Source organism: Gracilibacillus ureilyticus (assembly GCF_900111195.1).
Classification (GTDB): domain Bacteria; phylum Bacillota; class Bacilli; order Bacillales; family Amphibacillaceae; genus Gracilibacillus; species Gracilibacillus ureilyticus.
This window is the reverse complement of the sequence record NZ_FOGL01000011.1, coordinates 1-16,238: the sequence shown is the minus strand read 5'-3', so window position 1 is coordinate 16,238 and position 16,238 is coordinate 1. Positions and strand designations below refer to the sequence as shown.

Genomic DNA, 16,238 nt, shown 5'->3' with positions numbered 1-16,238 from the left:
ACTTCGCTTCAGAAATTTTCAGAGCGATGGCTTTCGGAACAGGGCTGAACGACTTCACGTTAGGAAAATTCAGAGCCATGGCATTCAGTATCTACAGATAATCAAAATATTTCCCGTGGTCACTTATGCCCCATGTGACGTGAAAAAATTTCCGAATACCTTCTAAAAAAATTCTCATGAACAATTGTGTCCATGAGAATTTTCATAAAATGGTACTATAACGTTAAACTTCTACCATCCACCTTTTCCGGCGTCGATCCCGCTGTAATAGGATAATGATTAGCGGGAGCTCCAAAAATGTCACTGACAATTCATCCAAATGAGATTCGTGTTCTCGGTAGAATATCGCACTTCGCCCCAGCTACTTTTTATACACATGTAAATGATTGAATACGATTTAAATCAATACCGAAGTATACCCAGTTAAATCCTGTCCAGCGATATCCGGCAACTGACCTTCTGCCAACGAATGTCGGATAGAACCAAAAAGACTGAAAACGACTTAGCCATACATACGTATACCTGTACAAACATCCTCTAATAGAACCTGGGTCTACCGCCATCACTTGTGGACCCTGTCCCTGCAATTGCTGTTGTTGTGGAATTTGCTGTGGCGGCGGTCCTACAGGCGGCCCGCCTTGTTGGCCTTGTGCTGGTGGTCCGAATGGAGGGAATCCATGCTGCCCCTGACCAGGTGCCTGTGATGGTGGAAAGCCTCCCCCCTGGAATCCGCCTCCCGGGAAAAATGGCAGAAACTGAAATTGGCGTTCATCATACATGTTGCCATAGTAATCATAATACTCAGTGTTTGATGGATAAATGTGTTCCAATTTTCTAACCTCCTATCAATACCACTATATGATGGGCGGCTATTTGGGTAATTTGTCCATATTAAAAATGGGCAGACGTATAATCATTCATCAATTCTTATATATAATTCATGAATTTCTTCATTGCCAACTAGTGTGTAACCACTATCTATTTTCATATGACCGATTGGAATCTGATTTGTTTTTGCATATGTTATTATTTCACCAAAAGAATCCGCGATACTTGTTACAGGACCATTGTGGGTATGATGTAAATATTGCCCGCAAGGTATCCGAAACACTTCTGCGAATGACGGAGTATCTGCTGGATCCGATATTTCCACACAGATGCATTCGGTGTATATTCCGTCCTTGTAGTCTAAACTTATGTCGATCATTTTATCTGACTTTCGATTTATTATCTCAGGCAGCATTTCCCGGAAAATGTTCCATTGTTTCGGCATTTCCTGATGAAGTCCTTTCCAGTCACTCTTAACAACAATCCCGGCAACCGTAAATTCATTTAATGTTACCCTTTCCATTTCCTCACCTTCCTTTAGGCCGATAGGCACAATACGGACAACTGTTTCTTTCAGCTTCATACTTCTTCTCACATTCCGGGCATGTAATATAACCTTTTTTCACATTACTTTCCTCCAGTTTATACATTTGTGACATAATCCAGTCCTGTCCTGAAATAATATATGCCAATGCAATTAGTATTCCTCCACCTGTCAATCCAAAGATAATATCCCTTACCAAAATGAATATACTTCCGCTCATCCACCCCATTATTAAAAATGAAACGAAAAACAAACCTGACAAAACATACAAGAATAGTAACAAAACATTATTCTCCTTTTCCAGCACACGAAAATAAGTAACGAGCAAATTCCCTCGTTACTTATTTCGATCCATCTCCATATTCTCCTGCATTATTTATAAATATTTTTTTACCACTTTTGTTCCATTTGACGAGAACAGGCAGGGTTTATTTTCAAGGACTGTTTCCAAGTGCACCTCACGTCCCCATAGCTGATATATATAGGGTAATGTTTTTTCTAAATATTTTAAGTCTAATTCTTCTCCCTCAAAGTGATGGCGAATATATAATTCCCCATTGCGTAAGTAATCACCATTATCTACCGTTAGATATGGGAAACCGCCATTTAGACGGCTGGAGATAAGCTGGTCGCGAACTTCTTCCCAATTTTTATCTACTATTTTATATTGATGGCCTTTCTTTTGAAAAATGTATAAATCTTCCCGTTCAACTAAATCTTTTGTTAAATAATTCCGCATGAAAGAAATATCAGATTCCAGTTCTCTTACTTCGAAAATCTTTTCCCTGCCTTTCCCTTCTATTGCACCAAACCGTTTCATTTCTTCTGACGGATGATTATACCGTTCTTCGATATCTTCATACATTTTTACACCTAAATAATATGGATTAATATGTGTTTTTGCCGGCTGTACAACTCCCGCATTAAGTGATGCAAATTCTATCATTTCATCACTTGTGAGATCTAATTCACGAATAATTCGCTGATGCCAGTATGTTGCCCAGCCTTCATTCATGATTTTCGTTTCAAGCTGTGGCCAGAAGTATAACATTTCTTCCCGCATCATTGTTAATATGTCTCGCTGCCAGTCTTCTAATTCTTTACTATGTTCCTCAATAAATAGTAAAACATCCTTTTCTGGTCGTGGTGGAAAAGACTTTTTCCGCTTCACCTTTTTAGCTTTTTCCATATTTCTTTCATCAAGATCCCATAAATCATCGAATTCATTTTTCTTCTGTGACTTATTTTCTTCTTCCTCTTCTTCCACATTCCAGTTTAGTTTTGGTTTTAATAATGAAGGATCGATATGCTCCTGTATTGCAAGAACTGCATCAAGGAATTGCTCTACTTCCTTTATCCCGTACTTTTTTTCATAACTTGCTACACGTTCCGCAGTTGCTGCCATACTTTCCACCATGTCACTTTTCGTGTTTTGAAACCGGACATTGTTTTTGAAAAAATCACAATGCGCTAGCACATGTGCCACAATCAGTTTATTTTGGATAAGTGAATTGGAATTAAGCAAAAAAGCATAACAGGGGTTGGAGTTTATTACCAATTCATAGATTTTACTTAGACCTAAATCATATTGTAACTTCATCCGGTGAAACTGTTTACCAAAACTCCAATGGGAAAACCTTGTAGGCATTCCGTATGCACCGAATGTATAAATGATCTCTGGTGGGCAAATCTCATACCTCATTGGATAAAAATCGAGTCCAAATCCCTCTGCAACTTCGGTAATTTCCTTAATTGCATATTCAAGTTTCTCTCTGTCTGCACTTCGCAATGCTTCTACACCTCCACCATACGGATTGGTATAGTATATGAAACATTAACGAAAAAAGGACATCCGATTATACAGATGCCCTAAACATTTTTATCGAGTTGTCATTCCAACTAAGTCATCAATTGATGTGGAGATTTGCTGAATCGACTGGTTCACCTGATCAAGATTATTAAAGAAATTACTAATCTCGGTTTCCACCTTCGTGCTGTGTCCTTTGGAATCGTTCATTTGCTGTACAAGTTCTTCAAAAAATTGATGTATTTGTTTCATATGATCTGTACTGCTTGTAACAGACTGTTGTACATCATCCACATATGTCGTTACCTTTTCTACTTGGGAATTAGTTTTTTCAATAAGACCTGTTACATTACTAACAGAATTTTTTGTTTGTTCCGCAAGTTTCCGAACTTCATCGGCAACTACTGCAAAACCTTTGCCATCTTCTCCTGCTCTCGCTGCTTCAATAGCAGCATTTAATGCAAGCAAATTCGTTTGTTCGGCAATATCTGTAACCATGCTGACAATTGATTCAATCTGGTTCGATATTTCAGCAAGGCTTTGACTCTCTTCCTTAATTCCTTTCATCTTCTGATCCATTTGTATCATTTGTGCTTCCTGCTGCTGAAGATCATCTTTTCTTTCTAATGAAGAATTTTCTACCGCTTCAGATGTTTTTGTCCCCTTTTGTGCATAACCGAGGATAGTATCCAATTGTTTTACTAATGATTGAGTAGCAGTTGCTGACTGTTGAATGATGGAAGCGAGTTCTCCGGATGTGGAAGTGATTTTATCATGTAACTCATTTTTTATCTCCTCCTGTTCCTGATGAACACGGTGAACTTCCTGATGATAAGCGTCTAACACTAACTGTTGTTCCAAGTTCAAAATTTTGGATGTAGCTGAGACAGCCTCAAAAAACTCTGCCTTTTCGTCAATTGTTTTATTTAAAATTCCCATTAAAGAATTGAGCAGGTCCTGGAATGCACACATATACCATTTCGGTTCTAAACCAATCTTAAAATGAATATGGGCAATCTTAAACCTTTTATGATAAAAGTCCTGATCAATTTGGCCATCAAACATCTCCTGAATATGTCTTGTTAATGTTTGCTTCAATCTTTCAACAGAGCTGTTTTGTTCTATAATATTCATTAAACTGCTTTCATGCTCCAGATTTTTATAAAACCGGCTGACAATCTCATCAATATTTTCTGTGACATATGGCTTAATTTTTTTTAAATATACAAGATCCTCTTTCGTTAAATTAACCATAAAAATTTGTTTTTCAAATGAACTGCCTTTGTCTACATTTATAAAGACTTCCTTTGTATCATCAATACTGGCTAATGTTCTCATCTCTTTTTTTTCTTTTTTAAAAAGCTTTCTCACTAATTACCCTCCTGTAATGGTAAAAAATATAAAATTAGTTCCTTTTTACTAATATACCATAAAAATTATAGAAAAAAAGACTTTACAAAAATTACTTTTTGTAAAGTCTACTCAAATTACTAAGCAAAATGCTCTATTTTTTTCTTGCACTTGCAATCAGTTAGTGTATATCCGATTACTTCAAACCCTTTACTCTTTAGAAATCGAATAGCGATATTTTTTTCCAGATGATCTGATGCTACAATATGGACTTTCTTAGCCGGAATCTCCTGATAATATCTCCGTAAATATGGAACAGGGAGAATAATGGCATGATCAATCTGATCTTGAAAGGATTGCTGATAATCACGTATGTCCAATGTGACTTTTTCACGGTCACTATTTTTTATCGAATCAAGACAAGGTATCCCTTTAATCGGCATATATCTTACATAAAAGATTTGAATAATTAATGCCAGTAATGTTAAACCAATAATAATAAACAATAACATGAATTCTCCTCCATTATAAAAGATGGATGGTTCCATAACATCATATACCCTTAATGGTATATAGTCAAGAACAGGATCAGTCTATTTTCTTTACTTTATTCCAGTAATTCGCAATAGTTTGCATCCCCTTCTCAAAATGGTCAAGCGGGAAACTTTCATTTGGGGAATGCAGACGATCTTCCGGTGTGCCAAAACCTAATAACACGACAGGGATATGATAAATAGAGTCTAACCACTCCACTACAGGGATAGATCCGCCCATTCTCACATACACGGCTTCTTTACCAAATGTTTCGCTGAAACTCTCTGCAGCTTTCCGGATTAATGGATGATTTGGATCCACACGATATGCCTTCGCAGAAAGGGGCTCTCTCTTAATCGATACTGTCACACCTTTCGGCAGTTTTCTTTCAATATGTTCTGCCAGCAAATCCTGTACTTTGGCAGGATCCTGCCCAGGCACTAACCGGCATGTCAATTTTGCAGTAGCAGTTGCAGGGATAATGGTTTTAGTTCCCTCCCCCTGATAGCCGCTGTACAATCCGTTAATTTCAAGAGTAGGTCTTGCCATTGTATGTTCTTTTGCTGTATAACCTTTTTCTGAAACAGTCTCCTTTGCACCGGTAGATACGGTAAAATCCTCACCAGGCGCTTTCTGCATAAGATCCCGCTCATCTTCTGTTAACTCTTCCACACCATCATAAAACCCTTCTACTAATACAACTTCATCTTCATTTTTCATCGAAGTTAGTATATGCGCCATTGCCATAGCAGGATTACGGATTGCACCACCGTACATACCGGAATGGAGGTCATTATCAGGCCCTTTAACGGTAAATTCCAGTCCGGTAAACCCTTTCAAACCATACAGTATTGTCGGCTGATCATTTGCTACCATCCCTGAATCAGAAATCACTGCGAAATCTGCTTCATATTTTTCTTTCTCTTTCTGCAAAAGGTCATAAAGATTTGCACTTCCGATTTCTTCTTCACCTTCAATACATACCTTTACATTGACAGGAAGTTTCCCTGTGGTTTGTAAAAATGCTTTAAACACTGCTAGATGCATAAAAACCTGGCCTTTATCATCACTAGCACCGCGAGCATATATTCTTCCATCCCGGATATCTGGATCAAATGGTTCACTTTTCCATTCTCCCAGAGGTTCTGCCGGCTGGACATCGTAATGCCCGTAGAAAAGAACTGTAGGTGCTTCCGCTCCAGCTTCCAGCCATTCTGCAAATACGAGCGGATGTCCATTTGTTTCTTCCACTTCCACATGTCTAAAACCAGCATTTTTCAAATACTCTGCAACGAACCCCGCCGCTTTTTTTACATCTTCTTTATATGTAGAATCCGTACTGACACTGGGAATCCTTAAAAACTGCTTTAATTGTTCAAGATGTTCCTGGTTGTTTTCAGATAAATATTGGAAAACTTGTTCCATAATCCGCTCACGATCCTTTCCTTTTCTAACCATTTTATAGTTTAACATGGATTCTCCAATATATTCACCAATTTTGTTTGCATGCATCTGTATATGAAAAAAACTATAGCGTAAACACAATGGATGCCGTTTACACTATAGAATCTTTATTAATCAGCAAATACAATATGCCACTCATCTTTTCCTGCTAACATTTCCTTAGCAATTTCCTTTGCCCCTTCTAAACTGTGGTTAGCTGCCCAGCCACATTGTACTTCATTACATGCTGGCACTTCTTCAGCTAGTAATACGTCATTAAGTGTTTTTTCCAGAGCCTCCCTTACATCATCAAAGCTGTCATTATTCAGGATTGCTAAATAAAATCCTGTCTGACAGCCCATTGGACTAATATCCAGTACATTATCAATATGATTGCGGATATTTTCTGCCATTAAGTGTTCAATTGAATGGAGGCCTGCCATTTCCATATGCGCTTTGTTTGGCTGACAGAACCGAATATCGTATTTATATACTTTATCACCGTTTTGACCTGTTGTAACACCTACAAGTCGAATATATGGTGCTTTCACTTTCGTATGATCTAAATTAAAACTTTCCACATTCATTTTTTTCACCATGGAATTCACTCCTCTGTTTTCTATATTTTTCTATATATGTTGTTACATTATTTCGTTAAACCATACATATTATAACATATCTTCCCTATGTAGAAAAAACCCCGCCATTTTGTTAGCGAGGATATGTTCCTTATGATTCATTGTTAGGAAATACTCTTTCGATCATGTTACCCATCTGGTCAAAGAAACCTTCAACTGGTTCGCCTGCCTCCATATCTTCGGAATAGCGGTTGATTAAATTAAAAAAGTCGGGATTTGTGGAGACATATACATCATCAATTTCATTATTAACCGATTTTACGGATTGAACGATTTTCTGTCTAACATTATCACTTAATTCCTCTTCATTTGATGTGGTATCATCATCTTTATCCCATGATGCAGCAACATAGGCATTATCTTCTGTTGTAATAACATACACATTGTTAAGTTGAGGAATATCCTTTTTTATTTGCTCCCTGGCACGGTCTGCCATCTCATACTCATAATCCCCTTGCCCGTTTTGTGCATTGTTATTGTTTCGCTGATTATCTGTCATGTTTTGTGCATTGTTATTAAATCGCTGATTATCTGTCATGTTACGTGCGGTATTATTATTGTCCATGCCGCGTTCGTATCTATATTGATTGTTTCCATCTAATCGTGTATCCCGGTCAATTTCATTGTTACGGTTGTAGGTTCTGTCATTCATCGGGTCGTTAGATGTCTGATTATATCCAATTGGGCGAACATTATTTGTCCCGTTTCTCTGATCTTCCTGGCCATACTCATTTCCACATGCGGCCAGCGACAATGCAGTGGCTAAAGAAAGTGCAATCGCAGAATGTTTTAAATTCAATCGGATTCCCTCCTTAATTTAATGATGCAGACTTAGTATAAGGAAATCCATATAGTTTATCCTTTTCTGGCCTGGATAAATTTTTGGCAAATTCACCACAAAACAATTAGTGTAATAACTTCATTTTCGTTTAAAATAGGATTGTAAAGTAAAGAAATCCCCTCCACTACTTATTCCAACAAAAAGGGGGAAATAAAGGTGAGAAGTGTTGATTACGATAAAGCCTTATACTTTACTTTATGGGGCCATTGGGATGATTTACTGGTCTTAATGGTGAGGACAAATGACGACCTTTTAGCTAAGAAAATCGAACATTTCCTCCATGCATACCATTATCCCATTTCACAGGAATGGCTCCATAATACGCATGAAGCATTACTTCATTATATCGATCATGCGCTAATTAATGAATTTTCCATGTACGAGACCAATGCACCTTCCATCCATTGACAATCCATTCCATAAGAAAAAGCAAGTGATACCTGCTCCACTTGCTTTTTCACATTATTTAATGTTGTTATATTTAATTTCAAATAAATCTTTTCTGCGATCCCTTAACTGTCTAACCGTTCCGGATTTTCGCTGACGTCTTAATATCTCTAAATCCACATCCCCAACAACAACTGTTTCAATGTTTGGGTTACATTCCCCGATAATCCCGTCACGGGCAAATTCGAAGTCAGATGGAGTGAAGATACCTGATTGGGCATACTGAATATCCATATTTTCAACTTGTGTCAGGTTCCCTACTGTGCCAGCAATGACGGTATATACCTGGTTCTCAACTGCACGTGCCTGGGCACAATATCTGACCCTCAGGTAACCTTGTCGGTCATCTGTACAAAATGGAACAAATATTATGTTTGCCCCCTGGTCAACTGCATAACGGGCAAGTTCCGGAAATTGTATGTCGTAACAAATCTGAATAGCGATCTTTCCGCAATCCGTATCAAAGACATTCACTTTATTTCCAGGCTGAATTCCCCACCATTTCCGTTCATTTGGTGTTACATGGATTTTGTATTGTTTCTCGATCGTTCCATCTCTCCGGAATAAATACGCAATATTATAAACATTGTCGTCTTCTTCCACAAAATGTGATCCACCGATAATATTGACATTGTATTTTACTGCAAGATCGGTAAATAACTCGATATAATCTTCCGTATACTCTGCCAATTTGCGTATTGCTGTTGATGGAACTTTTTCATCAAGGAATGACATTAATTGAGTTGTAAATATCTCAGGGAAAACAGCAAAATCTGATCCAAAATCATATGCAACATCAACATAATACTCCACCTGTTTTGCAAATTCCTCAAATGATTCAATTTGTTTCATCATATACTGAATGACAGTGATCCGCACAGGAAAGGATGTCTTAAAATGCCGTTTCGTTGTTGGCCGGTAATCGATATTATTCCATTCCATTAATGTAGCAAATTTAGCCGATGCTTTATCATCAGGCAGATACCCGGGATTGATTCTCATGACAGAAAAGCCATTCATTATCTGAAATGTCAGGACAGGATCATAAATATTCTTGTTTGTGACTTCTTCCACATATTCTCGTGGAGATAATTCTTTCTCATATTTGTGGTAATTCGGAATTCTTCCACCAATAATAATACTTTTTAAATTCATTTTACGAGCAAGGTCTTTTCTCGCTTCATAAAGACGCTTACCAATTTTCATTCCCTGATATTCCGGGTGTACCATTACTTCAATACCATAAAGGTTATACCCTTCTGGATTATGATTAGTAATATACCCTTCATCTGTTATATCATCCCATGTATGCTTATCATCATATTCATCAAAATTAATAACTAAGGAAGAACAACTTCCAATAATCTCACCATCGTATTCCACACAAAATTGACCTTCAGGAAACAATTTTAAATGACTTTCTAGATGCGCTCTTTTCCATGGCTCCATATTAGGAAAACATACCTTTTGCAATGCAAATATTTGGTCGAAATCATCATGAGTGATATTACGAACAATAATTTTCTTTTCAAAATTTGACAGTTCAATCTTCGACATGTTGTTCATCCTTTCTGTTATTACCTATGATTATATAATAACAACATGTTTAATGGCTAACCATTAATCCTTTTTGAACCTGTTATGCGAGGGATGATCAAGAGATTTATCTGGCCCATTTCCTCTTTGTTTTGCATGGTTATTACTATTCTTCCGGTCTTTTTTACCTTTATTCTTTTGTTCTGCTGAATCTTTGTTCATAACATCACTTGATTTTCCATTATTTCGCATTCTGTTTTCTTTTGCAGTATCATTTGCCTGATCCGGCAGCGGTGGTCTACTATGAGTCTGTGATTCGCTTGCGTCATTATTCCCAGGATGCAAATGTTTGTCAGATTTATCAGTTAGTTCCAGGCCTGCGGCGTTAACCGTGTCTGAAGCTTGTTCCTCTCTCACACTGTCATTTGTCTCCATCGACTGATCGTTGTCTGTTGAATCAGCCAGTTCTGCAACAGGGTCCTTGCCCATTGATTCATAAGCTTCCGAGGCAGGTTCAACGTTCGTTGATTCATCCACATCCGAAGTATCTTCCTGATCTGCTGAAGGTTCATAATAAAAATTATATATTAGTTCTCTTTCATCTTCATCTAAATCAGGTAATGTCAGTTGTGTGTTCTCAGAATCACCGGAATTTTTCTCAGAAGAAATGACAATGGTGCCTTCATCTTCTAACTCCTGTGCAGTCATTTGATTTAAAGAGATATTTTCTTTTTCAGCTCTGGCTCTTAATGTTTTGGAAACTTCATAAACTGCAATATGATATTGTTTATCTGTAAAATAGTTCTCCAGCTCATGAACTAACAAGGTGCTGTCATTACCTTCCTCTAAGAAGCTTACTGCCATAAGTATTGGGAAGTCATTCTCCAGCTCGTATTGTTGCCTGGACTGTGCAATAATTTCATCTGTTATATCTGTCAATGTCTTATTCTCAAATTCCAGGTTCTTCACTAATGTTTCCGCATCATCATTCATTGGATGGATATCAATAATTCGGTGTTCCTGGTCAATTTCTATATTTACACTTGGATTTATGTCTAAACTGACAATGGCATATGCCTTATTATTACTCGGCCAAAAAAATGAAGGAATAACTATTAATAAACAGAGCAGACCCATTGTGGCTATCCTAACATTCTTTTTTTTACTAAGAACCAAAAAAGATGACCACTTACTTTCTTTTTTTTCAAAGACTACCTCTGCCCCAATTTCACTTTCTTTTATTGATTTAGCCTTATGGAAGATTCCCTGACGATCCACTACGATCATGTATCGCCGTTTATGTTCCACAACTATTCCTTTTTTCACAAATCTGCCCCCTCGAGGTATTCTCTTAAGTACGTGTAATCACCTGTAAGGATAATAAAAATAGTTAAAATATATTTTCTGTTTCTTTCCAGTGTTTTCTTACTTACCGGCACAAGCTTCAGTAAATTTTTTATCGGGACTCTTTTCTTTTGTATGACATACTCCCTCAGATCAGGGTCATTCTCCAATTGTTTGGCTGCAAACACTGCTGATTCTCTCGCATCACGGTGTTTTGGAGAAATATCTGTTAATTCTTCGAAAGAGATTTTATATTCCTGTAACTTTTGGGCGAGATCGATAATTTCCTGTTTGCGATGCCATGCTTCTTCTTTTAACTGATAGATTTTTTTAGCTTCTGACACCTCTACAGGATTTTCTGCAAGTTCATCATTCTCGTTATGATCCAATGATTGAAACACGTTTTGCCGCTGCTCTTTACGTATATAGTCAATAACTCTTCGTTTAATAATGATTTGAGCGAATGACAAGAAAGAAGCTCCCTTTTCTTTTGAAAATAATTGGATTGCTTCATGGAATGCTATTAAGCCAACACTGAATTCGTCACTTTCCTTTTCTATGTATCTCTTACAAACCTCTGATACACATTTTGCGATGAACGGCTGGTATGCCAGGATTATTTCATTTTGTAGTTGTTCATCACCCCGCTGTATTATTTCAATTTGCTCTTCTAATGTATAGTTTCTATCCATTAACTGGCTTTCCATCACCTTCTGCACCACCAGTCCTTAATATTATTCGTAGTTTATTTAATATTTCTGTCAGTATCATTTCAACAAATTTAAAATTCATTCTTTTTCACCAGTTTTCTTTTACACCTTAAACAGAATAAAGGAAACAAATCTGTTTATCTACCATAGTTTGATTACAAATAATTAAGATTTATTATCAGATTATAGTTCCAATTAACTAATGTGATTAAATTTCCTTAATTACAAATTTACATAAAATTAAAATTTAAATAATCATTTTCCTCATATACCCTATATCTTACTGTTGTAAACTTAAATTTAGCATTTTTTTAAAATAGTTAATTAATCCTAGAAAATATCAAATGCAGATAAATAAAAGACTCATCCTTAGCTAACTATATGCCGTTATGTCTATAACTTACTATTCACCTTGAAAATCGTTCGAGTCAAAAGAACTAATATTTACAATAAAATAATAAAGTGTAGTTAATTTGTAATATAAGGATTAATTTGACATTAATGTTTCATTTTAGGGATAATGAATTTGTTTGAATACATAAGCAGGAGGGTTTGATGAATGTACAAAAAAAGAAATATGCTTTTTTCTCCTATTATTCTTATTTCACTTGTTATAATAGCAAGCTGTAATAATGAGCCAAATACAGCACCTTCGGAACAAGAAACCTCTGAATCTGTATCAGAAAACACCACTAGTCAAAACGTAGAGAATACAGGGACAGAAAAAACAGATCAGAGCATCTTAGACAAGGCTGCTAACGCTGAAGAAACAGTGAATGCTGAAACGGAAACTACCCAACCCGTGAATGATAAATTGGCTTATGAAATTGGTGATAAGAAGGTTTTTCTTGGCGGTACGATGATTGAAACCGATCATCAGATCATAATAGAAGGCCAGTCAAACTTAATCGAGGGAGCAAAAGTAAATGGCAAAGTATCCGTTAATGAAGATGAATATGCAGCAGACGTTACAGCAAAAGTAGATAATCAGGGGGAATTCCATCTGGAAATTCCTCATCATGATAGGGATAATGTAGAAACCACTGTTTCCTTATCATTTGAATTCGATTTAACAGAACAAACCGATCTCGTAGAACGGCTTTATGGCGATCGGGGTCAGAATCTGGAAGGGCCTTACATTTATAAACACCAGGGTGACCGTGGTGGAGGGTCCCCTCAAAACATATTTAAAATGGCTCATACTGAAACCACTTTTGTTACTGGAAATGAACTAGCTATTAGACATTTTCAAGAACCAGACTGGTTTCCAATTCCTGAGGATTTAGGTGATCCTAACGTATGGATCGAAATTGAAGAAAAGAATAACGATAAGGAATTTTTGTATATTTTAGCCCGCTCAAATCTGTTAGAGGGGAGTATAGTTGATGGGGAATATAATTTTGAAAGTGACTCAGCTAGAGTTGGTCCTGATGGGTCGTTTCAATTGAAAATTCCATATGTGTACAGGGAAGATAAACAGCTTATCATTGAGTTTAACCCTTCACGAATGAGTCAATGGAACATAATCGAAGAAACATATGGAAGTAAAGGACAGAAACTGACAGGAAATTTAGTTACCATCCCGCCTTACTCCAGTAACCAGATTATTCAAAAAACGATAGATTCAGAATCTACCGAGGTTGTAGTCCCAGATGAAGTGGATCTAACGATGGATGGTTCTGAAGTTCTCATGCAATTACCAGATAACTTGCTGTTTGACTTTGATAAGTACCAATTAAAAAATAATGCAAAATCGGTCTTGAACGAAATTAGTGAAACACTATCTCAATTTGATGATGTAGAAATACAAATAAGTGGTCATACAGATAATATTGGTGATGATGATTACAATCAGGAATTATCAGAAAATAGAGCAAATGAAGTTAAAAAATATTTACAAGAGAAAATAGGTTCAGAAATATCATTTACTACCATAGGCTATGGTGAAACCCGGCCAATATCTTCAAACGATACAGAGGAAGGACAAGCGAAAAACAGAAGGGTCGAAATTAGTATTGATTTAAGGAGATGATTATATGACAAGCTTTTCCCGTAATAGAATTTTATTTATAGTGAGTATTATCAGTATGTTTCTTTTAGCAGCATGTACTAATGCCGAAGGAAGTAACAACTCTACAAAAGAAGCTGAAAACTCAGACGATAAAACAACTGAATCAGAACAAGAAACTGAGGAGGAATCCGGCAAGGTTGAGAAAAACGAAGAAACCAATGCCGATTTAGGTGATCATCATGTAGTTCTTGGTGGGGAAATAACACGGCAGGATGGCAAGTTTATTATTGAAGGTAAGAGCAATCTGCTGCCAGGTTCTCGTCTTGTTGGAGAACTGCTTTTAGAAAATGAAGAGGAAGATGAAGCTTTTTCTAATACAACCGAACTTGTTCAGGATGATGGGTCTTTTTATATGGAATTAGAGGACCATCAATTTGGAACGGCACAATTTGTTATTTCTTTTAGTTTTCATGAAGTACAAGATGATAATATATTTGAACATTACGGTGAAAATGGTGAAAATTTAGAAGGCCCATACATTTATCAATATCAGGACGGCGGAGAGATGTATCAGCAAGCAAAAGTGATAGCAGAATATGATGATGAGTTTTCAACACTAACACTGAGCGAGCCTGATTGGAATGAAATTCCTGCAGATATGGGTGACCAAAGAGTTTGGATTGAAGTTGATGATATTAGGGAAGATGGGGAATATTATTACTTAAGTGGCAGAAGTAACCTATTAGAGGGAAGTTATATAACCGGAGAGTATATTTATAATGATGATTCCACAAGAGTATTACCTGATGGATCCTTTCATCTCAAAATCCCTTATAAATATGCGGAAGGTGAAAGCTTTATCATAGAATTCAGACCTGGCAGTATGTCTCAATGGAAGCCGATAGAAGAACACTACGGTAGTAATGGAGAAAAGTTAATTGGTAATTTGGTAGAGATACCTTCTATGTCCTCAAGTCAAATTATTCGGAAAGAAATACCCTGGGAAAAAGAGTAAATGTAAAAACAGAAGGGGCAAACCCTTCTGTTTTTCTATTTCATATCTTCTTCTAAATATTCTTTCTCAAAATAATCTATCGGTACAGCTAATCCCACTTTTCCATGCTGCTCATTTCTCTGGGTTGCAAAAATAACTGCAATTACTTCACCTTCCTGATTGATAACAGGGCTTCCGCTGTTTCCCCTGTAGACTGGGGCATCTAACATATAAACTGGGACGTTCCAACTCTCCAGTTGCGTTTCACCTATTAAATCACCCTGATTAGCGATCCCGTTAAAACGGAGTGGGTTGCCGATAAATAATACGTCTTCTTCCTCTGAAGAGGTATTTTCATTCATTAGTGATAAATAGGGGAGGTCTTCGCCTTCTACTTTTAATAATGCCAAGTCAATTTCGGGAAATTCCTTGATCACTTCCGCGCTGTATAATCCTTCTTCTTGAAAAGCGACAGTTAGCTTGTATTCATCCTCAATAACATGGTGGTTTGTAAGTATATAGCCGTCAGCTGAAATCGTAAATCCTGTCCCCTTACTGTTATTTCCTTCAATTACAACTACTGCTTTCCGGAATTCTGCTACATCCTCATCTTGCATTAATTTTGCAGAAGTTTGGAGAAATTCTATTGCTGGGATCGAAAAAGTCTGGGGTAAAATGGCAAGTATTTGGATCATCATAGCGATAGCAATTGTCCAACCAATCCATTTCGGGAAACGGTTTTTTGCTTTTTTTTCCTTAAGTTGCTTTTCTTTAAGTATTTGCCGTTCTTGTTGCACGAGTTCATACATTTCTTCGGGATCGATGTCTTCATATAAGTCTTCATCGATAATATCAAGATCTTTTTCACCTTGCTCTTTTTTCATGCCACACCTCGCTCGTATAATATGTTTAAGAGCTCATTTTAGAGGAATTTCCAGTTGGATCCGGATCCCCTTGAAGGCCCTCTTCGCATTTCGCGAAATGTTATTAATTAGTAAGTTTTTAAGTAATGAGAAAGTCATTGCTTCCTCATTCACATCTTTTTCGTTTTGCTTCACCAGTGGGTGGGGAAGCGTGACTAACATGTTGTATAGATTGCTTTTACGCAGATGACTCTGATCATATGCTTATTTAAGATACCCAAAAATAAAATATGTGAAATGGCGGAGGATGGGGGATGCCCCATTTTATGACTCCGTCATTTTTTTATA

General features: G+C 36.9%; 16 protein-coding genes. 3 read left to right on the top strand and 13 right to left on the bottom strand.

What is annotated here, in order from left to right:
- Window positions 1–368 precede the first annotated feature (368 nt).
- From BMW36_RS11335 to BMW36_RS11300, 9 genes are all read right to left on the bottom strand, one after another.
- Entirely contained in the window at window positions 369–830 is a 462-nt protein-coding gene (locus tag BMW36_RS11335; protein WP_089741168.1) for a hypothetical protein, read from the bottom strand.
- 83 nt (window positions 831–913) lie between these two features.
- Window positions 914–1,351, bottom strand: coding sequence for a GyrI-like domain-containing protein (locus tag BMW36_RS11330; RefSeq protein ID WP_217640958.1), 438 nt, complete (start codon window positions 1,349–1,351; stop codon window positions 914–916).
- 4 nt (window positions 1,352–1,355) lie between these two features.
- Window positions 1,356–1,655: a hypothetical protein gene (locus BMW36_RS20190; protein ID WP_139180312.1), complete on the bottom strand. Its 300-nt coding sequence runs from the start codon at window positions 1,653–1,655 to the stop codon at window positions 1,356–1,358.
- A gap of 93 nt (window positions 1,656–1,748) precedes the next feature.
- Window positions 1,749–3,161: a SpoVR family protein gene (locus tag BMW36_RS11325; protein ID WP_089741165.1), complete on the bottom strand. Its 1,413-nt coding sequence runs from the start codon at window positions 3,159–3,161 to the stop codon at window positions 1,749–1,751.
- A gap of 90 nt (window positions 3,162–3,251) precedes the next feature.
- Entirely contained in the window at window positions 3,252–4,550 is a 1,299-nt protein-coding gene (locus tag BMW36_RS11320) for a globin-coupled sensor protein (protein ID WP_089741163.1), read from the bottom strand.
- Window positions 4,551–4,669: 119 nt separating this feature from the next.
- Window positions 4,670–5,041 carry a rhodanese-like domain-containing protein gene (locus BMW36_RS11315; protein ID WP_089741161.1) on the bottom strand — a complete coding sequence of 124 codons (372 nt, stop codon included), beginning with the start codon at window positions 5,039–5,041 and terminating at the stop codon, window positions 4,670–4,672.
- A gap of 76 nt (window positions 5,042–5,117) precedes the next feature.
- Window positions 5,118–6,491: a dipeptidase gene (locus BMW36_RS11310; protein WP_089741394.1), complete on the bottom strand. Its 1,374-nt coding sequence runs from the start codon at window positions 6,489–6,491 to the stop codon at window positions 5,118–5,120.
- A 146-nt stretch (window positions 6,492–6,637) separates the two neighbouring features.
- Window positions 6,638–7,105: an S-ribosylhomocysteine lyase gene (locus BMW36_RS11305; protein ID WP_089741159.1), complete on the bottom strand. Its 468-nt coding sequence runs from the start codon at window positions 7,103–7,105 to the stop codon at window positions 6,638–6,640.
- 130 nt (window positions 7,106–7,235) lie between these two features.
- Entirely contained in the window at window positions 7,236–7,943 is a 708-nt protein-coding gene (locus tag BMW36_RS11300) for a YhcN/YlaJ family sporulation lipoprotein (protein WP_089741157.1), read from the bottom strand.
- Between the two features lie 198 nt (window positions 7,944–8,141).
- Here BMW36_RS11300 and BMW36_RS11295 point away from each other — a divergent pair, with 198 nt between their 5' ends.
- Window positions 8,142–8,393: a YhdB family protein gene (locus BMW36_RS11295; protein ID WP_089741153.1), complete on the top strand. Its 252-nt coding sequence runs from the start codon at window positions 8,142–8,144 to the stop codon at window positions 8,391–8,393.
- Between the two features lie 54 nt (window positions 8,394–8,447).
- Here the strand turns inward: BMW36_RS11295 and BMW36_RS11290 are convergent, their stop codons facing one another.
- The 3 genes from BMW36_RS11290 to sigI all read right to left on the bottom strand — a co-directional run bounded on the left by BMW36_RS11290 (window position 8,448) and on the right by sigI (window position 12,019).
- Window positions 8,448–9,989 (bottom strand): bifunctional GNAT family N-acetyltransferase/carbon-nitrogen hydrolase family protein, encoded by a 1,542-nt coding sequence (locus tag BMW36_RS11290; RefSeq protein ID WP_089741151.1) that lies wholly within the window; start codon window positions 9,987–9,989, stop codon window positions 8,448–8,450.
- Window positions 9,990–10,052: 63 nt separating this feature from the next.
- Window positions 10,053–11,294, bottom strand: coding sequence for an anti-sigma-I factor RsgI family protein (locus tag BMW36_RS11285; RefSeq protein WP_089741149.1), 1,242 nt, complete (start codon window positions 11,292–11,294; stop codon window positions 10,053–10,055).
- Complete coding sequence (sigI, locus tag BMW36_RS11280; RefSeq protein ID WP_175480442.1) at window positions 11,291–12,019, bottom strand: RNA polymerase sigma-I factor; 729 nt, start codon at window positions 12,017–12,019, stop codon at window positions 11,291–11,293. The genes BMW36_RS11285 and sigI overlap by 4 nt, the downstream gene beginning before the upstream one ends.
- A 562-nt stretch (window positions 12,020–12,581) precedes the next feature.
- On the opposite strand from sigI, the gene BMW36_RS11275 reads away from it, so the two are divergent.
- The gene (locus BMW36_RS11275) at window positions 12,582–14,054 is read left to right on the top strand and encodes an OmpA family protein (protein ID WP_089741145.1); all 1,473 of its coding nucleotides are present in this window, start codon (window positions 12,582–12,584) and stop codon (window positions 14,052–14,054) included.
- Window positions 14,055–14,058: 4 nt separating this feature from the next.
- Window positions 14,059–15,048, top strand: coding sequence for a hypothetical protein (locus tag BMW36_RS11270; RefSeq protein WP_089741143.1), 990 nt, complete (start codon window positions 14,059–14,061; stop codon window positions 15,046–15,048).
- Window positions 15,049–15,083: 35 nt separating this feature from the next.
- Here the strand turns inward: BMW36_RS11270 and BMW36_RS11265 are convergent, their stop codons facing one another.
- Window positions 15,084–15,911 (bottom strand): S1C family serine protease, encoded by an 828-nt coding sequence (locus BMW36_RS11265; protein WP_089741141.1) that lies wholly within the window; start codon window positions 15,909–15,911, stop codon window positions 15,084–15,086.
- Between the last annotated feature and the right edge of the window lie 327 nt (window positions 15,912–16,238).

Bases quoted from the DNA above. Each gene is read 5' to 3' on its own strand.
- BMW36_RS11275 (WP_089741145.1), top strand. From the start codon at position 12,582: ATGTACAAAAAAAGAAATATGCTTTTTTCTCCTATTATTCTTATTTCA.
- sigI (WP_175480442.1), bottom strand. From the start codon at position 12,019: ATGGAAAGCCAGTTAATGGATAGAAACTATACATTAGAAGAGCAAATT.
- BMW36_RS11270 (WP_089741143.1), top strand. From the start codon at position 14,059: ATGACAAGCTTTTCCCGTAATAGAATTTTATTTATAGTGAGTATTATC.
- BMW36_RS11315 (WP_089741161.1), bottom strand. From the start codon at position 5,041: ATGTTATTGTTTATTATTATTGGTTTAACATTACTGGCATTAATTATT.
- BMW36_RS11305 (WP_089741159.1), bottom strand. From the start codon at position 7,105: ATGGTGAAAAAAATGAATGTGGAAAGTTTTAATTTAGATCATACGAAA.
- BMW36_RS11330 (WP_217640958.1), bottom strand. From the start codon at position 1,351: ATGGAAAGGGTAACATTAAATGAATTTACGGTTGCCGGGATTGTTGTT.
- BMW36_RS11265 (WP_089741141.1), bottom strand. From the start codon at position 15,911: ATGAAAAAAGAGCAAGGTGAAAAAGATCTTGATATTATCGATGAAGAC.
- BMW36_RS11290 (WP_089741151.1), bottom strand. From the start codon at position 9,989: ATGTCGAAGATTGAACTGTCAAATTTTGAAAAGAAAATTATTGTTCGT.